General features: G+C 66.3%; 17 protein-coding genes. 15 read left to right on the forward strand and 2 right to left on the reverse strand.

Annotated features, from left to right (window positions below):
* The first annotated feature begins 15 nt into the window (after window positions 1-15).
* Together FFS62_RS15035 and FFS62_RS15040 are read left to right on the forward strand one after the other, a co-directional pair.
* Window positions 16-1,227 (forward strand): putative DNA modification/repair radical SAM protein, encoded by a 1,212-nt coding sequence (locus tag FFS62_RS15035; protein WP_137973642.1) that lies wholly within the window; start codon window positions 16-18, stop codon window positions 1,225-1,227.
* Complete coding sequence (locus tag FFS62_RS15040; RefSeq protein WP_137973643.1) at window positions 1,227-2,675, forward strand: UdgX family uracil-DNA binding protein; 1,449 nt, start codon at window positions 1,227-1,229, stop codon at window positions 2,673-2,675. Before FFS62_RS15035 ends, FFS62_RS15040 begins: the two co-directional genes overlap by 1 nt.
* On the opposite strand, the gene FFS62_RS15045 is transcribed toward FFS62_RS15040, so the two are convergent.
* Complete coding sequence (locus FFS62_RS15045) at window positions 2,676-3,821, reverse strand: PilT/PilU family type 4a pilus ATPase (protein ID WP_137973644.1); 1,146 nt, start codon at window positions 3,819-3,821, stop codon at window positions 2,676-2,678. It lies immediately after the preceding gene.
* A gap of 58 nt (window positions 3,822-3,879) precedes the next feature.
* On the reverse strand, window positions 3,880-4,914 hold the full coding sequence (locus tag FFS62_RS15050) for a type IV pilus twitching motility protein PilT (RefSeq protein WP_137973645.1): 1,035 nt from the start codon (window positions 4,912-4,914) through the stop codon (window positions 3,880-3,882).
* Window positions 4,915-4,986: 72 nt separating this feature from the next.
* Here FFS62_RS15050 and FFS62_RS15055 point away from each other — a divergent pair, with 72 nt between their 5' ends.
* From FFS62_RS15055 to FFS62_RS15115, 13 genes are all read left to right on the forward strand, one after another.
* Window positions 4,987-5,679, forward strand: a complete 693-nt coding sequence (locus FFS62_RS15055) for a YggS family pyridoxal phosphate-dependent enzyme (protein ID WP_137973646.1) — start codon at window positions 4,987-4,989, stop codon at window positions 5,677-5,679.
* Between the two features lie 13 nt (window positions 5,680-5,692).
* Window positions 5,693-6,511 carry a pyrroline-5-carboxylate reductase gene (proC, locus tag FFS62_RS15060; protein ID WP_137973647.1) on the forward strand — a complete coding sequence of 273 codons (819 nt, stop codon included), beginning with the start codon at window positions 5,693-5,695 and terminating at the stop codon, window positions 6,509-6,511.
* A 9-nt stretch (window positions 6,512-6,520) separates the two neighbouring features.
* Window positions 6,521-7,114, forward strand: coding sequence for a YggT family protein (locus FFS62_RS15065; protein ID WP_137973648.1), 594 nt, complete (start codon window positions 6,521-6,523; stop codon window positions 7,112-7,114).
* A 127-nt stretch (window positions 7,115-7,241) separates the two neighbouring features.
* Window positions 7,242-7,550: a DUF167 domain-containing protein gene (locus tag FFS62_RS15070; protein WP_137973649.1), complete on the forward strand. Its 309-nt coding sequence runs from the start codon at window positions 7,242-7,244 to the stop codon at window positions 7,548-7,550.
* Window positions 7,551-7,693: 143 nt separating this feature from the next.
* Window positions 7,694-9,682 (forward strand): dynamin-like GTPase family protein, encoded by a 1,989-nt coding sequence (locus tag FFS62_RS15075; RefSeq protein ID WP_137973650.1) that lies wholly within the window; start codon window positions 7,694-7,696, stop codon window positions 9,680-9,682.
* 98 nt (window positions 9,683-9,780) lie between these two features.
* Complete coding sequence (locus FFS62_RS15080; protein WP_137973651.1) at window positions 9,781-10,920, forward strand: homoserine O-acetyltransferase; 1,140 nt, start codon at window positions 9,781-9,783, stop codon at window positions 10,918-10,920.
* Between the two features lies 1 nt (window position 10,921).
* Entirely contained in the window at window positions 10,922-11,542 is a 621-nt protein-coding gene (gene metW, locus FFS62_RS15085; protein WP_137973652.1) for a methionine biosynthesis protein MetW, read from the forward strand.
* A gap of 25 nt (window positions 11,543-11,567) precedes the next feature.
* Window positions 11,568-11,987, forward strand: a complete 420-nt coding sequence (locus FFS62_RS15090; protein ID WP_137973653.1) for a DUF4426 domain-containing protein — start codon at window positions 11,568-11,570, stop codon at window positions 11,985-11,987.
* A gap of 2 nt (window positions 11,988-11,989) precedes the next feature.
* Complete coding sequence (rdgB, locus tag FFS62_RS15095; RefSeq protein ID WP_171016350.1) at window positions 11,990-12,583, forward strand: RdgB/HAM1 family non-canonical purine NTP pyrophosphatase; 594 nt, start codon at window positions 11,990-11,992, stop codon at window positions 12,581-12,583.
* Window positions 12,580-13,740: a radical SAM family heme chaperone HemW gene (gene hemW / locus FFS62_RS15100; protein WP_137973655.1), complete on the forward strand. Its 1,161-nt coding sequence runs from the start codon at window positions 12,580-12,582 to the stop codon at window positions 13,738-13,740. Before rdgB ends, hemW begins: the two co-directional genes overlap by 4 nt.
* 119 nt (window positions 13,741-13,859) lie before the next feature.
* Complete coding sequence (locus tag FFS62_RS15105; protein ID WP_137973656.1) at window positions 13,860-14,156, forward strand: hypothetical protein; 297 nt, start codon at window positions 13,860-13,862, stop codon at window positions 14,154-14,156.
* Window positions 14,157-14,323: 167 nt separating this feature from the next.
* Window positions 14,324-14,647, forward strand: a complete 324-nt coding sequence (locus FFS62_RS15110; RefSeq protein WP_043310954.1) for a DUF3392 domain-containing protein — start codon at window positions 14,324-14,326, stop codon at window positions 14,645-14,647.
* A gap of 41 nt (window positions 14,648-14,688) precedes the next feature.
* Window positions 14,689-14,943 (forward strand): hypothetical protein, encoded by a 255-nt coding sequence (locus FFS62_RS15115; RefSeq protein ID WP_021699018.1) that lies wholly within the window; start codon window positions 14,689-14,691, stop codon window positions 14,941-14,943.
* Window positions 14,944-15,020 lie beyond the last annotated feature (77 nt).

Consider the following 15,020-nt stretch of genomic DNA (forward strand, 5'->3'; position numbering starts at 1 on the left):
AGTATTTGGCTATCCATGGAACTCATCGACAAGCTAACCGTATTGGCCGACGCGGCCAAGTACGACGTGTCCTGCGCCAGCAGCGGCGCGCCCAAACGTGACTCGCGCGGCAAATCCGGCCTGGGCGCCACCAACGGCATGGGCATCTGCCACAGCTTCACCCCGGACGGCCGCTGCGTGGCGCTGCTGAAGATCCTGCTGACCAACTTCTGCCTGTACGACTGCCAGTACTGCGTCAACCGCCGCTCCAGCGACGTGCCACGCGCCCGCTTCACTCCCGAGGAAGTGGTATGCCTGACCCTGGACTTCTACCGGCGCAACTGCATCAGCGGCCTGTTCCTCAGCTCGGGCATCATCCGCTCGGCCGACTACACCATGGAACAACTGGTGCGCGTCGCCCGCCTGCTGCGCGAAGAGCACGAGTTCCGCGGCTACATCCATCTGAAGACCATTCCCGATGCCTCCCCCGAACTGATCGCCGAGGCCGGCCGTTACGCCGATCGCCTCAGCGTCAATATCGAGTTGCCCAGCGAGGCCAGCCTGATCCGCCTGGCGCCGGAGAAGAAGGTCGGCACCATCAAGCAGGCGATGGGCACGATCCGCCTCGGCGTCGACCAGGCCAACGAGGAAACCCGTGGCCCGGCCTTCGCCCCGGCCGGGCAGAGCACGCAGATGATCGTCGGCGCCGACGACACCGACGACCGCACCATCCTCGACACCGCGCAGACCCTGTACGGCGCCTACAAGCTCAAGCGCGTGTATTACTCGGCGTTCAGCCCGATCCCGCACAGCCCGAAGAGCGTGCCATTCCAGGCGCCTCCACTGCTGCGCGAACACCGCCTGTACCAGGCGGATTTCCTCCTGCGCGGCTACGGCTTCAACGTCCAGGAGCTGATCGCCACGCCGGGCAACCTGGCCCTGGATATCGACCCCAAGCTGGCCTGGGCGCTGGCCAATCGCGCGCAGTTCCCGCTCGACCTCAACCGCGCGGAACCGGCGATGATCGCCCGCGTCCCCGGCATCGGCATGCTCAGCGCCAAGCGCCTGGTCGACCTGCGGCGCCAGCGGCGCATCCGTTACGCCGATGTGGTGCGCCTGCGCTGCGCCATGGACAAGGTCAAACCCTTCATCGTCACCCAGGACTACCGCCCGCAGCAGGCCACCCTGGAATCCGCCGTGCTGCGTCGCCAGCTCAGCGACACGCCGGCGCAGATGGCTCTGTGGTGATGCAGGCGGCGCACTTCGATGGCAGCTTCGCCGGCTGGCGCAGCGAGGCTCGGCGCCTGCTGCAGGCGGGCATCCCACCGCATGCGGTGAACTGGCAAGCGGGCAAGGATGACGACAGCCTGTTTGCCGGCCTCGCGCCAGAGCCAGCGCAGGCCTCTTCGCCCGCCGCCCCGCGCATCCCACGTGAACTGCCCGAGCTGCTGGAGAACGCCGCACGCTTTCGCGCCGAGGATCGCTGGGCGCTGCTCTACCGGATTCTCTGGCGCGTCAGCCAGGGCGACCGCGCCGCCATGCTGGCCGGTGACCGCGACGGTAGCGTGCTGCAGCGGCGCATCAAGAGCGTGTACCGCGAAGCTCACCACATGCACGCCTTCCTGCGCTTTCGCCAGCGCCCGGCCGAATCCGGAGCGCCGGCCTTCGTCGCCTGGCACGAACCGGCCCATGACATCCTGGAAATTGCCGTCGAACATTTCGCCGAACGCCTGGGCCGCGCCACCTGGCTGATCGCCACGCCGGACGCCGCGGCGCTGTGGGACGGTGCGCAGATGCGCATCCTGCGCCCCTGCCCCATTGAGCTGCGCGAACTGGCGCGCGGCGCGGAAGACCCCGGTGCCGAGCTGTGGCTGGCCTACTACGGCGCCACCTTCAACCCGGCGCGACTCAACCGTGACGTACTGGAAAGCAACATGCCGGTACGTTTCTGGAAGGATCTGCCCGAGGGCCCGCTGATCCCGCAGTTGATGAGCCAGGCCCGCGCCGGCCAGCAGCGCCTGGCGCAGACCGCCAGCGTCGGCGAGCGCGCGGGCAAGGAAGTGCTGATCGCCAGCGACAGGGCCCAGCCGCAGCGCGCACCCGGCACCTCGCTGGGCGACTGCCGCGCCTGCGATATCTGGCGCGGCGCCACCTGCGCGGTACCTGGCGAAGGGCCGCGCGATGCCCGGATCATGCTGGTCGGCGAACAGCCGGGCGACCAGGAAGACCTGGCCGGGCGCCCCTTCATCGGCCCCGCCGGCCAGGTGCTGCAGCGCGCGCTGGACCAGGCCGGGATACCCCGCGAGAGGGTCTACCTGACCAACGCGGTGAAGCACTTCAAATGGCTCCCGCGCGGCGGACCGAACAGCCGCGCCGCCACGCGCCTGCATGCGACGCCGAAACCGGGAGAGATAAAAGCCTGTCGCCGCTGGCTGGGCGACGAGCTGGCAGAGGTGACGCCGCAGGTGGTGGTGGCACTCGGCAAGACCGCACTGGCAGCGCTGCTGCAGACCTACGAGCCGCAACGCCTGCGCCTGGCGGACTTCGCCGAGCCGTTCAGGCATGAAGAGCGCTGGCTGGTGGTGGCACCGCATCCCGCAGCGGTGCTGCGGGCGGGTGATGGCGGCGAACAGCGCTTCGACGAGTTGGTCGCCGCCTTGACGCGGGCGCGCCAGCTGGCGCCGGCGGCAGGCTGATCAGCGGAAGCGCCGGCCGGGGTCCTCCTCGCTGGCCTGCAGGCTGAGGCCTTCGCTCATGCTGGTCAGGTGATCGCCATCGGACTCCGAGCCCAGCTTGATCAGCAGGCGCAGGTCGTTCGCCGAGTCGGCGTAGAGCAGGGCGTCTTCGTAGGTGATCTCGCCCTGGGTGTAGAGGTTGTACAGCGCCTGGTCGAAGGTCTGCATGCCCAGCTCGGTGGAGCGCTTCATCAGGCCCTTGAGCTCGTGCACCTCGCCCTTGCGGATCAGGTCGGCGGCCAGCGGGGTGTTGATCAGCACCTCGATCACCGCGCGGCGGCCCTTGCCGTCCGGGGTCGGCACCAGTTGCTGGGCAACGATGGCCTTGAGGTTGAGCGACAGGTCCATCCACACCTGGTTGTGTCGATCCGGCGGGAAGAAGTTGATGATGCGGTCCAGCGCCTGGTTGGCGTTGTTGGCGTGCAGGGTGGCCAGGGCCAGGTGACCGGTCTCGGCGAAGGCCACGGCGTAGTCCATGGTCTCGCGGGTACGGATCTCGCCGATCAGGATCACGTCCGGCGCCTGGCGCAGGGTGTTCTTCAGCGCCACCTCGAACGACTCGGTGTCGATGCCCACCTCGCGCTGGGTGACGATGCAGCTCTGGTGCTGGTGGATGTACTCGATCGGGTCTTCGATGGAGATGATGTGGCCGCTGGTGTTCTTGTTGCGGTAACCGATCATCGCCGCCAGCGAGGTGGACTTGCCGGTACCGGTAGCACCGACGAACAGCACCAGACCGCGTTTGGTCAGGGCCAGCTTCTTCAGCACCTCGGGCAGCTTGAGGTCGTCGATGGTCGGGATGTTGGTCTCGATGCGACGCAGCACCATGCCGGCCAGGTTGCGCTGGTAGAAGGCGCTGACCCGGAAGCGGCCGACGCCACGGGCGCTGATGGCGAAGTTGCACTCGTGGTTCTCGGCGAACTCGCGGCGCTGCTGCTCGTTCATCACCGAGTGCACGGTCTCGCGGGTCTGCTCCGGCGACATGGGGTTCTTGGTCACCGGCATGATCTTGCCGTTGACTTTCATCGACGGCGGCACGCCGGCGGTGATGAACAGGTCGGAACCGCCCTTCTCCACCATCAAGCGCAACAGCTTTTCAAATTCCATCTTTCCCGCCCCGCATCTCTCGTATGCGGCGACCGCCTGGGCGGCCGCCTCTTTGTTGTTAGAAGTTTTCCGGCGTCTTGGCCTTTTCGCGAGCCGCCTCGCGGCTGACCAGACCTTTGGACACCAGGCCCTTGAGGCAAGCATCCAAGGTCTGCATGCCCAGCGCGCCACCGGTCTGGATTGACGAATACATCTGCGCCACCTTGTCCTCGCGGATCAGGTTACGGATCGCCGGAGTACCGATCATGATCTCGTGGGCCGCCACGCGACCGCCGCCGATCTTCTTCAGCAGGGTCTGCGAGATCACCGCCTGCAGCGATTCGGACAGCATGGAGCGGACCATGGACTTCTCCTCGGCTGGGAACACGTCGACCACCCGGTCGATGGTCTTGGCGGCGGAGGTGGTGTGCAGGGTGCCGAATACCAGGTGACCGGTTTCCGCGGCGGTCAGCGCCAGGCGGATGGTCTCCAGGTCACGCATCTCGCCGACCAGGATGATGTCCGGGTCTTCCCGCAGGGCCGAACGCAGAGCTTCGGAGAAGCCATGGGTATCGCGGTGCACCTCGCGCTGGTTGACCAGGCACTTCTTCGACTCGTGAACGAATTCGATCGGGTCTTCGATGGTGAGGATGTGGTGGTACTTGTTGCTGTTCAGGTAGTCGAGCATGGCCGCCAGGGTGGTCGACTTGCCCGAACCGGTCGGACCGGTGACCAGCACCAGGCCGCGCGGCACGTCGGTGATCTTCTTGAACACCTCGCCCATGCCCAGGTCCTCCATGCTCAGGACCTTGGAGGGAATGGTCCGGAACACGGCGCCGGCGCCACGGTTCTGGTTGAAGGCGTTGACCCGGAAACGCGCCACACCAGGCACTTCGAAGGAGAAGTCGGTCTCGAGAAATTCCTCGTAATCCTTGCGCTGCTTGTCGTTCATGATGTCGTAGATCAGCGCGTGGACCTGTTTGTGGTCCATCGCCGGCAGGTTGATCCGCCGTACATCGCCATCGACACGAATCATCGGCGGCAGACCCGCCGAGAGGTGCAGGTCCGACGCGCCTTGCTTGGCACTGAAGGCAAGCAGCTCGGTAATATCCATGGGACTCCCCAATCACATGCAAGCAGGTAGAATGCCGCAGACCCCTGACGGGCGGGCTATAGAGCGCGAGTAATGTCCACGATAGCAGAGAATATTGCAAAGGTTCGCGAGCGTATCCGTGAGGCGGCGCAAGCCTCGCAGCGCGATCCACAGGCAATCGGCCTGCTCGCCGTGAGCAAGACCAAGCCGGCGCAGGCGGTGCGCGAGGCGCATGCAGGCGGGCAGATCGACTTCGGCGAAAACTATCTGCAGGAGGCCCTGGCCAAGCAGGCCGAGCTGGCCGACCTGGACCTGATCTGGCACTTCATCGGCCCCATCCAGTCGAACAAGACCAAGCCGATCGCCGAGCACTTCCACTGGGTGCACTCGGTGGACCGCCTGAAGATCGCCCAGCGCCTGTCCGAACAACGCCCCGCGCACCTGCCACCGCTGAACATCTGCTTGCAGGTGAATGTCAGCGGCGAGGCCAGCAAGTCCGGCTGTGCTCCCGAAGAACTGTCCGAGCTGGCACAGGCGGTTACACAACTGCCGCGACTGCGCCTGCGCGGATTGATGACAATCCCCGAACCGAGCGACGATCCGCAGGCCCAGCGCGAGCCCCTGGCCCGCCTGCGCCAGCTGCGCGACGCGCTGAACCCGAACCTCGACACCCTGTCCATGGGCATGAGCCAGGACCTGGAGGCCGCTGTCGCCGAAGGCGCCACCTGGGTGCGCATCGGCACCGCGCTGTTCGGTGCCCGCGACTATGGCTCACCCTCCCTATAAAGGAAGCATGTACATGACTCATCCGCGTATCGCCTTCATCGGCGCCGGCAACATGGCCGCCAGCCTGATCGGCGGCCTGCTGGCCCAGGGCATCCCGGCCGGCCATATCCGCGCCAGCGATCCGGGTGCCGAGCAGCGCGCCAAGGTCGCCGCCGAACATGGCATCGAACTGTTCGAGAGCAACGCCGAAGCCATCGCCGGCGCCGATGTGGTGGTCCTGGCGACCAAGCCGCAGGTGCTCAAGGGCGTGTGCCAGGCCCTGGCGCCCAGCCTGCAACCGGGCCAGCTGATCGTCTCCATCGCCGCCGGCATCACCTGCGCCAGCCTCAGCGCCTGGCTCGGCGACGTGGCCATCGTGCGCTGCATGCCCAACACCCCGGCGCTGCTGCGCCAGGGCGTCAGCGGCCTGTATGCCAACGCCAGGGTATCCTCCGCCCAACGCCAACAGGCAGAACAGCTGCTGGCCGCCGTCGGCCTGGCCCTGTGGCTGGATGAGGAACAGTTGATCGACGCCGTCACCGCTGTCTCCGGCAGCGGCCCTGCCTACTTCTTCCTGCTGATCGAGGCGATGACCGCCGCCGGCGAGAGGCTTGGCCTGCCGCGCGACACCGCCGCCCAGCTGACCCTGCACACCGCCCTCGGCGCCGCGCGCATGGCCACCGAGAGCGACGTCGAGGCCGCCGAGCTGCGGCGCCGCGTCACCTCGCCCAACGGTACTACCGAGGCGGCGATCAAGACCTTCCAGGCCGGCGGCTTCGAGGCCCTGGTGCAACAGGCCCTGGACGCCGCCGCCCGGCGCTCCGCCGAACTCGCCGAACAACTGGGTCAATAAGGAACTTCCATGTCCGGATTCGCTGAAGCCCTCATCTATATCGTGCAGACGCTGGGCAGCCTGTATCTGCTGATCGTGCTGCTGCGCTTCATCCTGCAGCTGGTACGCGCCGACTTCTACAACCCGCTCAGCCAGTTCACGGTGAAAGCCACCCAGCCGCTGCTCAAGCCGCTGCGGCGGATCATCCCCGGCTTCGGCGGTCTCGACCTGGCCTCGCTGATCCTGGCGATCCTGGTGCAGTTGGTGCTGATGGTGGTGGTCGTGCTGATCGCCGGCTACAACCCGCTGGCGGTCGGCCTGCAGCTGCTGGTGTGGGCGATCATCGCGGTGACCTCGCTGTTCCTGAAGATATTCTTCTTCGCCATGATCATCAGCGTGATCCTCTCCTGGGTCGCTCCCGGCAGCTACAACCCGGGCGCGCAACTGGTCAACCAGATCTGCGAGCCGCTGCTGGTGCCGTTCCGCAAGCTGATCCCCAACCTCGGCGGCCTGGATATCTCGCCGATCTTCGCCTTCATCGCGCTGAATCTGATCGACCGCTTCGTGATCGGCAACCTGGCCGCCATGACCGGCATGCCGGCGATCCTCAGCCCCTTCATCTAAGAAGCGGTTTTCAAATTCGGCGAGCGAAGGTCAGGCAAGGCAAAAATGGCTGAGGAAGCGGAGTTTACGAGCTGTAAATGAGCATTCCGAAGCCGTTTTTAACGCAGCATCACCGAGCGCAGCCAATTTGAGGACCGCTTCTAGCTGGTTCCGCTGGGACGGCGACGACCTGATCCTCGACTGCCACCTGCAACCCAAGGCGAGCAAGGACGAGTTCGCCGGGCTGCACGGCGAACGCCTGAAGATTCGCCTCACCGCGCCGCCGGTGGAAGGCAAGGCCAATGCCCAGCTGCTGGCCTTTCTGGCCAGCGCCTTCGGCGTCGCCAAGAGCCAGGTCAGCCTGGAAAGCGGCGAGCTGAACCGGCAGAAGCGCGTGCGCATCCGCGCCCCGCGCCAGTTGCCGGACCTGCCGGGCATGACCGCCCGGTCGTCCTGAGCGACCTTCGAGCCGAAGTTGTGAAGCGCAGCGATTGACGCAAACGCCTCTCATCGCATAATGCCGCCATCTCCGGCAAAGCCGCGGGCTTTTCCTGCCGTTGCGCGCCAACCCAACCGACCTTCGAAGCAGGAGTGCCCGGGATGAGCATGGAACGTCTCAGCCAGCAGGTGGATGCCTACGTCGCCTGGAAGCGCGAGCTGATGCGCGAGATCACCCGCTATCGCAGCTGGCTGGCGCACAACCGCCTCGGCTCGGAGGCGATGGATGCCCGTCTGGAGCGCGCCCTCAAGCTGCTGCGCACCGACCACATCACCCTGGCCTTCGTCGGCGAGTTCTCCCGCGGCAAGACCGAGCTGATCAACAGCCTGTTCTTCTCCGAATACGGCCAGCGCATGCTGCCGTCCCACGCCGGGCGCACCACCATGTGCCCCACCGAGCTGTTCTTCGACCCGCGCTCGGAACGTTCCTACATCCGCCTGCTGCCGATCGAGACACGCATGGCCGACGCCAGCGTGGCGCAGTTCAAGCGCATCCCGCGGCACTGGGTGAACATCCCGCTAGACCCGAGCGACCCGGACAACATGGCACTGGCCTTCGCCCAGGTGGCCAAGACCAAGCCGATGCTGGTCGAGCAGGCGATCCAGCTCGGCTTCCTGCCGGACATGCTGGAGCCGGCCGGCAAGCCCGGCCAGGTGCTGGTGCCGGCCTGGCGCCATGCCATGGTCAACTTCGACCACCCGCTGCTGCGCCAGGGCCTGCGCATCCTCGACACGCCCGGCCTCAACGCCCTCGGCAGCGAGCCGGAACTGACCCTGTCGATGCTGCCCAGCGCCCAGGCGATCATCTTTCTGCTGGCCGCCGACACCGGCGTCACCGCCAGCGACATGGCGATCTGGAAGGAACATATCCGCCAGCTCGACGAGGACACCCAGGCCAGCCTGTTCGCCGTGCTGAACAAGATCGACGTGCTGTGGGACGACCTGGCCGGCGAGGAGTACGTCAACAAGGCCATCGGCCTGGTGCAGAACACCACCGCCAAGCAGCTCGGCATCCCCGCGGCCAGCGTGCTGCCGCTGTCGGCCAAGCAGGCGCTGATCGCCAAGGTGCGCAAGGACGAGGAACTGCTCGACCGCAGCCGACTGGCCAATCTGGAGCAGCTGCTGTGCGAGCGCATCGTGGCGCAGAAGGAGCGCCTGCTCGAGGAGCGCGTGGTCAACCAGGTGCTGGCCCTGCTCAATAACAGCCAGCACGTGCTCAGCCTGCGCCTGGACAAGGTGCGCGAGCAGCAGAACCTGCTCAACAGCCACCAGCACGACAACGGCCAGCTGCTGTTCGAGCTGACCGCCAAGACCAAGGAAGACCACAGCCTGCACCACAAGCGCCTGCTCGGCCTGAAGACCAACCAGCGCCTGCTCAAGCGCCAGGGCGACCTGCTGCGCACCGCGGTGCGCCCGGAGCGCCTGGAGGAACACCTGTCCCAGGCACGCCACGGCCTGACCGGCAGCTGGACCACCCTGGGCATCAACCAGGCCATCGTGCAGTTCTTCCATTCGGTGGAGCACGACCTCGGCAACCTGGCGCAGGAAGCGGAGATGGCCAACAAGATGGTCGCCGCCATCTACCGCCGGCACAACGAAGAGAACCCGTTGCACGGCGTCGACGCGCCGCAGTTCAACAGCCAGCGCTACCTGCGCGAGCTCAAGCAGCTGCGCGGCAAGGCCGACCAGTTCCGCCTGCACCTGAAGACCCTGCTCACCGAGCAGCGCAGCCTGACCAAGCGCTTCTTCGCCACCCTGGTGCAGGAAGTCATCGGCATGCACCAGCGCCTGCGCACGGACGCCGAGCAGTGGGCCAACGACGCGCTGATGCCGCTGATGCAGCACACCCTCGAGCACAAGCAGATGCTGGAAACCCACATGCTGCGCCTCAAGGCCTTGGCTCAGGAAACCCAGCAGGCGCGCCAGCGCGGCCAGCAACTGAGCGGTTATTGCAAGCAACTGGAGACCCAGCTGGCCCAGGCCAACGAGATGCTCCGCGCCCTGCGCCGCCCTGCACCGATCCAGCGCCAGGGCAAGGTCGTCACCCTGCCCGCGGCACCGCGCCAGCACAGCGCCGCAGACCCGGCCTGAGCCTAGGCAAATCAGCCGCTTAGCCACGGCCCCCGCGCTTGCTGCCGGGGGCCGTGCTCTTTAGACTGCTGCACTTTCCTGGATCGAGAGCAGGGTCGATGCCGACTGTTTTCCCCGCCGACTCCGTTGGCCTGGTCACCCCGCAGGTCGCCCATTTCAGCGAGCCGCTGGCGCTGGTGTGTGGCCGCAGCCTGGCCGACTACCACCTGGTCTACGAGACCTACGGCACGCTCAACGCCTCGGCCAGCAACGCCGTACTGATCTGCCACGCACTGTCCGGCCACCACCACGCCGCCGGCTTCCACAGTGCCGAAGAGCGCAAGCCCGGCTGGTGGGACAGCTGCATCGGCCCCGGCAAACCGATCGACACCAACAAGTTCTTCGTCGTCAGCCTCAACAACCTCGGCGGCTGCAATGGCAGCACCGGCCCGTCCAGCCTCAACCCGGCCAACGGCAAGCCCTACGGCGCCGACTTCCCGGTGATGACGGTGGAAGACTGGGTCAACAGCCAGGCACGCCTGGCCGACCAGCTCGGCATCCAGCAGTGGGCCGCGACCATCGGCGGCAGTCTCGGCGGCATGCAGGCCCTGCAGTGGACCATCAGCTACCCCGAGCGCGTGCGCCACTGCCTGTGCATCGCCTCGGCGCCCAAGCTGTCGGCGCAGAACATCGCCTTCAACGAAGTGGCGCGCCAGGCCATCCTCACCGACCCGGAGTTCCATGGCGGGCACTTCCAGGAACAGGGCGTGATCCCCAAGCGCGGCCTGATGCTGGCGCGCATGGTCGGCCACATCACCTACCTGTCGGACGACGCCATGGGCGAGAAATTTGGCCGCGAGCTGAAGACCGACAAGCTCAACTATGACTTCCACAGCGTCGAGTTCCAGGTCGAGAGCTACCTGCGCTACCAGGGCGAGGAGTTCTCCGGGCGCTTCGACGCCAACACCTACCTGCTGATGACCAAGGCGCTGGACTACTACGACCCGGCCGCCGCCCACGGTGGCGACCTGGCCAAGACCCTCAGCGTGGCCAAGGCCGACTTCTGCCTGATGTCCTTCACCACCGACTGGCGCTTCTCGCCGGCGCGCTCGCGGGAGATCGTCGACGCCCTGCTGGCGGCGAAGAAGAACGTCTGCTACCTGGAGATCGACGCGCCGCAGGGCCACGACGCCTTCCTCATGCCGATCCCGCGCTACCTGCAGGGCTTCAGCGCCTACATGAACCGGATCGAGGTCTGATATGCGAGCGGATCTGGAAATCATCCAGGAATGGATCCCGGCCGGCAGTCGCGTGCTCGACCTCGGCTGTGGCGACGGCGAACTGCTGGCCCATCTGCGCGACCACAAGCAGGTCGGCGGCTACGGCCTGGAGATCGACCCGGAGAAGATCGCCAAGTGCATCGAGCGCGGCGTCAACGTGATCGAGCAGAACCTCGACGAGGGCCTGGGCAACTTCGCCGACAACAGCTTCGACGTGGTGGTGATGACCCAGTCGCTGCAGGCCCTGAAGTACCCGGACAAGGTCCTGGCGGAGATGCTGCGCGTCGGCAAGACCTGCATCATCACCTTCCCCAACTTCGGCCACTGGCGCTGCCGCTGGTACCTGACCACCAAGGGCCGCATGCCGGTTTCCGACTTCCTGCCCTACACCTGGTACAACACGCCGAACATCCACTTCTGCACCTTCGAAGACTTCGAGCGCCTGTGTCTGGCCCAGGGCGCGAAGGTGGAAGAACGCCTGGCCGTCGACCACGAACATCGCCACAACCTGGGCAGCCGTCTTTGGCCTAACCTGTTGGGTGAGATCGGCATCTATCGCGTCAGCGGGTCCGGCCTGGCCGATCACCGCGTAGCCGTCTAACCCGCGACGCCCCGGAGGACCTCTCATGCGCCGTTTCGCATCCCTGCTGCTCTGCGTGCTCTTCGCCCTGCCCGCGTTCGCCGAACGCAAACAGACCTTCGGCGAACTGGACGTGCACTACAGCGTGTTCAACTCCAGCTTCCTGCAGCCGGACGTGGCCGCGGCCGCTGGCCTGACCCGCAGCAAGACGGTGGGTGTGCTCAACATCGCCGCGCTCAAGGACGGCAAGGGCCAGGCGGCCAAGGTCGGCGGCACCCTGAAGAACCTGCTCGGGCAAACCGTCGAACTGCAGTTCAAGCAAGTGTTGGAGAGCGGCGCCGTGTACTACCTGGCCGAGTTCCCGCTGCGTGAGCGCGAGATCCTGACCTTCAGCGTCAACGTGCAGATCGGCGACGGCGCACCGCACACCTTTACCTTCAACCAGGAAGTGTTCCCGGACGAATGACCATGCCCTTCAAAGAACTGGTACTGGCCAGCCACAACGCCGGCAAGCTCAAGGAACTCCAGGCCATGCTCGGCGAACACGTGCGCGTGCGCTCGGTCGGCGAGTTCTCCAGCATCGAGCCGGAAGAGACCGGCCTGTCCTTCGTCGAGAACGCCATCCTCAAGGCGCGCAACGCCGCCCGCGTGTCCGGCCTGCCGGCACTGGCCGACGACTCCGGCCTGGCCGTGGACTTTCTCGGCGGCGCCCCGGGCATCTACTCGGCGCGCTACGCCGATGGCCAGGGCGACGCGGCCAACAACGCCAAGCTGCTCGATGCGCTGAAGGACGTGGCGGACGCCGAGCGCGGCGCCCAGTTCGTCTGCGCCCTGGCCCTGGTGCGACATGCCGACGACCCGCTGCCGATCCTCTGCGAAGGCCTGTGGCACGGCAGCATCCTGCGCGAAGCCCGTGGCGCCGAGGGCTTCGGCTACGACCCGCTGTTCTGGGTGCCGGAGCGCGAATGCTCCAGCGCCGAACTGGCCAGCGACGAGAAAAACCGCATCAGCCATCGCGCCCGCGCCATGGCCCTGCTCAAGCAGCGCCTGGGTCTGCAATGAACACCTCGCCCGGCGGTGGCTTCCAGCTGCCGCCACTCGCGCTGTACATCCACATCCCGTGGTGCGTGCGCAAATGCCCCTACTGCGACTTCAACTCCCATGCCGCTGGCCCCAGCCTGCCGGAAGAGGAGTACGTCGACGCCCTGCTCGCCGACCTCGATGCCGACCAGGCACACGCCCACGGCCGTGAGCTGACCTCGATCTTCTTCGGCGGCGGCACGCCCAGCCTGTTCTCGGCCAAGGCTCTCGGCCGCCTGCTGGAAGGCGTGCAGCGCCGCGTGCCATTCGCCAGCGATATCGAGATCACCCTGGAGGCCAATCCGGGCACCTTCGAGCAGGCCAAGTTCCGCGACTACCGCAACCTCGGCATCAATCGCCTGTCGATCGGCGTGCAGAGCTTCCAGGAGGCCAAGCTCAAGGCCCTGGGCCGTATCCACGATGGTGGCGAGGCGATTCGCGCCGCCGATATGGCGCGCGCCGCCGGTTTCGACAACTTCAACCTCGACCTGATGCACGGCCTGCCCGGGCAGAGCATCGAGGACGCCCTGTTCGACCTGCGCACCGCCATCGCCCAGGGCCCGACGCACCTGTCCTGGTACCAGCTGACCATGGAGCCGAACACGGTGTTCTGGAGCCAGCCGCCCGAACTGCCCGAGGACGACCTGCTGTGGGACATCCAGGAGGCCGGGCAGGCCCTACTGGCCGCAGAGGGCTACGGACAATATGAAGTTTCCGCCTATGCCCAGGCCGGGCGCGCGGCGCGGCACAACCTCAACTACTGGACCTTCGGCGACTTCCTCGGCATCGGCGCCGGCGCCCACGCCAAGTTGAGCGCGCCGGACGGACGAATCCTGCGTACCTGGAAGACCCGCCTGCCCAAGGACTATCTGGATACGAACAAGGCTTTCCAGGCCGGCGAGCGCCTGCTGGATGCCGAGGAATTGCCCTTCGAGTTCCTGATGAACGTGCTGCGCCTGAGCGATGGTGTGCCGGCAGCACTGTTCGAGCAGCGCACCGGCCTGCCGCTGGCCAGCCTGGACGCGGCACGCCGCGAGGCCGAGGCACGCCAGCTGCTGCAGCGCGACCCGCAACGCCTGGTCGCCACCCGCGAAGGCCAGCTGTTCCTCAACGACCTGCTGCAGCACTTCCTGCCCTGAGCCCGGCCAACCGATAGTCGCGCCCAGGCAAAGGCATCACTCCGTATATCCACTCGCCGAAGAGGCCGGGCCAGCCTCACCTATACTTTTCCAGCCCCGCCCATCGACCAGGAGGCACCATGAATCGCTCCACTGGTTTGCGCCTCGCGGTATCGGCCCTGTTGCTGGCCATTGTCACGCCCCTGCTCACCCCACCACCGGCCCATGCAGGTACCTATGGCTCGGAGCGGCGACAGGATCGGCGCAGCGATCGCCAAGATGCCCGCGACAATCGCCAGAGCGGGCGCGAGGAAGCACGCGATCTCAAGCAGGAATGCATCGACTCGGGGGATAACCGCATGGATTGTCGCCAACTCAAGCGCGGCACCAAGCAGGACACTCGTCAGGAATCCCGCGAAATCCGCCGGGACGACTGAGATTTGCGCCGGTAGCCGGCATCCATCGGGTGGATACACCCGCCAGGGCATAAGACGCCCTCTGGATTGCGCCAACGCGACCTGGAGCAAAGCCGTTCACCACGCTTTGCATTCGCGCCCGGACTAGGGTGGAATGGCGGCCTCACAATCCGCCCTAAGGACCACCGATGGATCTCGTACTCGACCTGATCGCCACCCTCTCGCGCTGGTGCCGAGGCAACCTGTACGACATCTCGCTGGCCATCATGGCCACCCTCTTCGTGCTGTTCGGCCCCGGCATCAACGCCTGGGTACAGCGCTCCATCAGCGGCCTCAACTTCGTCCTGCGCACCTTCATCTTCGTGCTGGTCTGCGCCATCGGCTACGGCCTGGCCATCGTCTTCCTCACCCCCTGGCTGGCCAAAGGCCTGGGCTACTTCAACAACTTCACCCTGTCGCCCGTCCTGCTACTAGTCTTCTTCCTGATCGGCGTACTGGCCGACCGCAGCTAGGGCCGCCCACGATGGGGCGAGCCCTCCCAGGGAGGAGCCCCATGAAGCCACTCAAGCATCTGTATCTGTATTTCCAGGACGGCCAGCGCCTGGCCCTGCGCTTTCCCAAGCAGAGCGAGGACCCGGCGGCCGTCGCCCGCGCCTTGCGCAAGCAGCTGGAATCGCCTTTTCTGAGCATCGAGGTGGATGGCGACCTGCTGATGATCCCGCGCGAGAGCATCAAGTATCTGCAGGTATGTCCGATGCCCGCCGCCCTGCCGGAGCTGACCATCCAGGGCGCAGAGGTAATCGACTGAGCCGTCCGGCTGTCCTCGCTGACCATCAGGAGGCCACCATGAAACGCTTCGCTCCCCTGCTGCTGATTCTCACCAGC

The organism is Pseudomonas sp. F(2018), assembly GCF_005508865.1.
Lineage (GTDB): Bacteria > Pseudomonadota > Gammaproteobacteria > Pseudomonadales > Pseudomonadaceae > Aquipseudomonas.

What these genes read in the sequence shown, in the direction of transcription:
- FFS62_RS15110 (WP_043310954.1), top strand. Translation starts at nt 14,324, where the DNA reads ATGGATCTCGTACTCGACCTGATCGCCACCCTCTCGCGCTGGTGCCGA.
- FFS62_RS15080 (WP_137973651.1), top strand. Translation starts at nt 9,781, where the DNA reads ATGCCGACTGTTTTCCCCGCCGACTCCGTTGGCCTGGTCACCCCGCAG.
- FFS62_RS15105 (WP_137973656.1), top strand. Translation starts at nt 13,860, where the DNA reads ATGAATCGCTCCACTGGTTTGCGCCTCGCGGTATCGGCCCTGTTGCTG.
- proC (WP_137973647.1), top strand. Translation starts at nt 5,693, where the DNA reads ATGACTCATCCGCGTATCGCCTTCATCGGCGCCGGCAACATGGCCGCC.
- FFS62_RS15050 (WP_137973645.1), bottom strand. Translation starts at nt 4,914, where the DNA reads ATGGATATTACCGAGCTGCTTGCCTTCAGTGCCAAGCAAGGCGCGTCG.
- FFS62_RS15040 (WP_137973643.1), top strand. Translation starts at nt 1,227, where the DNA reads ATGCAGGCGGCGCACTTCGATGGCAGCTTCGCCGGCTGGCGCAGCGAG.
- FFS62_RS15075 (WP_137973650.1), top strand. Translation starts at nt 7,694, where the DNA reads ATGAGCATGGAACGTCTCAGCCAGCAGGTGGATGCCTACGTCGCCTGG.
- metW (WP_137973652.1), top strand. Translation starts at nt 10,922, where the DNA reads ATGCGAGCGGATCTGGAAATCATCCAGGAATGGATCCCGGCCGGCAGT.
- rdgB (WP_171016350.1), top strand. Translation starts at nt 11,990, where the DNA reads ATGCCCTTCAAAGAACTGGTACTGGCCAGCCACAACGCCGGCAAGCTC.
- FFS62_RS15115 (WP_021699018.1), top strand. Translation starts at nt 14,689, where the DNA reads ATGAAGCCACTCAAGCATCTGTATCTGTATTTCCAGGACGGCCAGCGC.
- FFS62_RS15055 (WP_137973646.1), top strand. Translation starts at nt 4,987, where the DNA reads ATGTCCACGATAGCAGAGAATATTGCAAAGGTTCGCGAGCGTATCCGT.
- FFS62_RS15045 (WP_137973644.1), bottom strand. Translation starts at nt 3,821, where the DNA reads ATGGAATTTGAAAAGCTGTTGCGCTTGATGGTGGAGAAGGGCGGTTCC.
- hemW (WP_137973655.1), top strand. Translation starts at nt 12,580, where the DNA reads ATGAACACCTCGCCCGGCGGTGGCTTCCAGCTGCCGCCACTCGCGCTG.
- FFS62_RS15065 (WP_137973648.1), top strand. Translation starts at nt 6,521, where the DNA reads ATGTCCGGATTCGCTGAAGCCCTCATCTATATCGTGCAGACGCTGGGC.
- FFS62_RS15035 (WP_137973642.1), top strand. Translation starts at nt 16, where the DNA reads ATGGAACTCATCGACAAGCTAACCGTATTGGCCGACGCGGCCAAGTAC.
- FFS62_RS15090 (WP_137973653.1), top strand. Translation starts at nt 11,568, where the DNA reads ATGCGCCGTTTCGCATCCCTGCTGCTCTGCGTGCTCTTCGCCCTGCCC.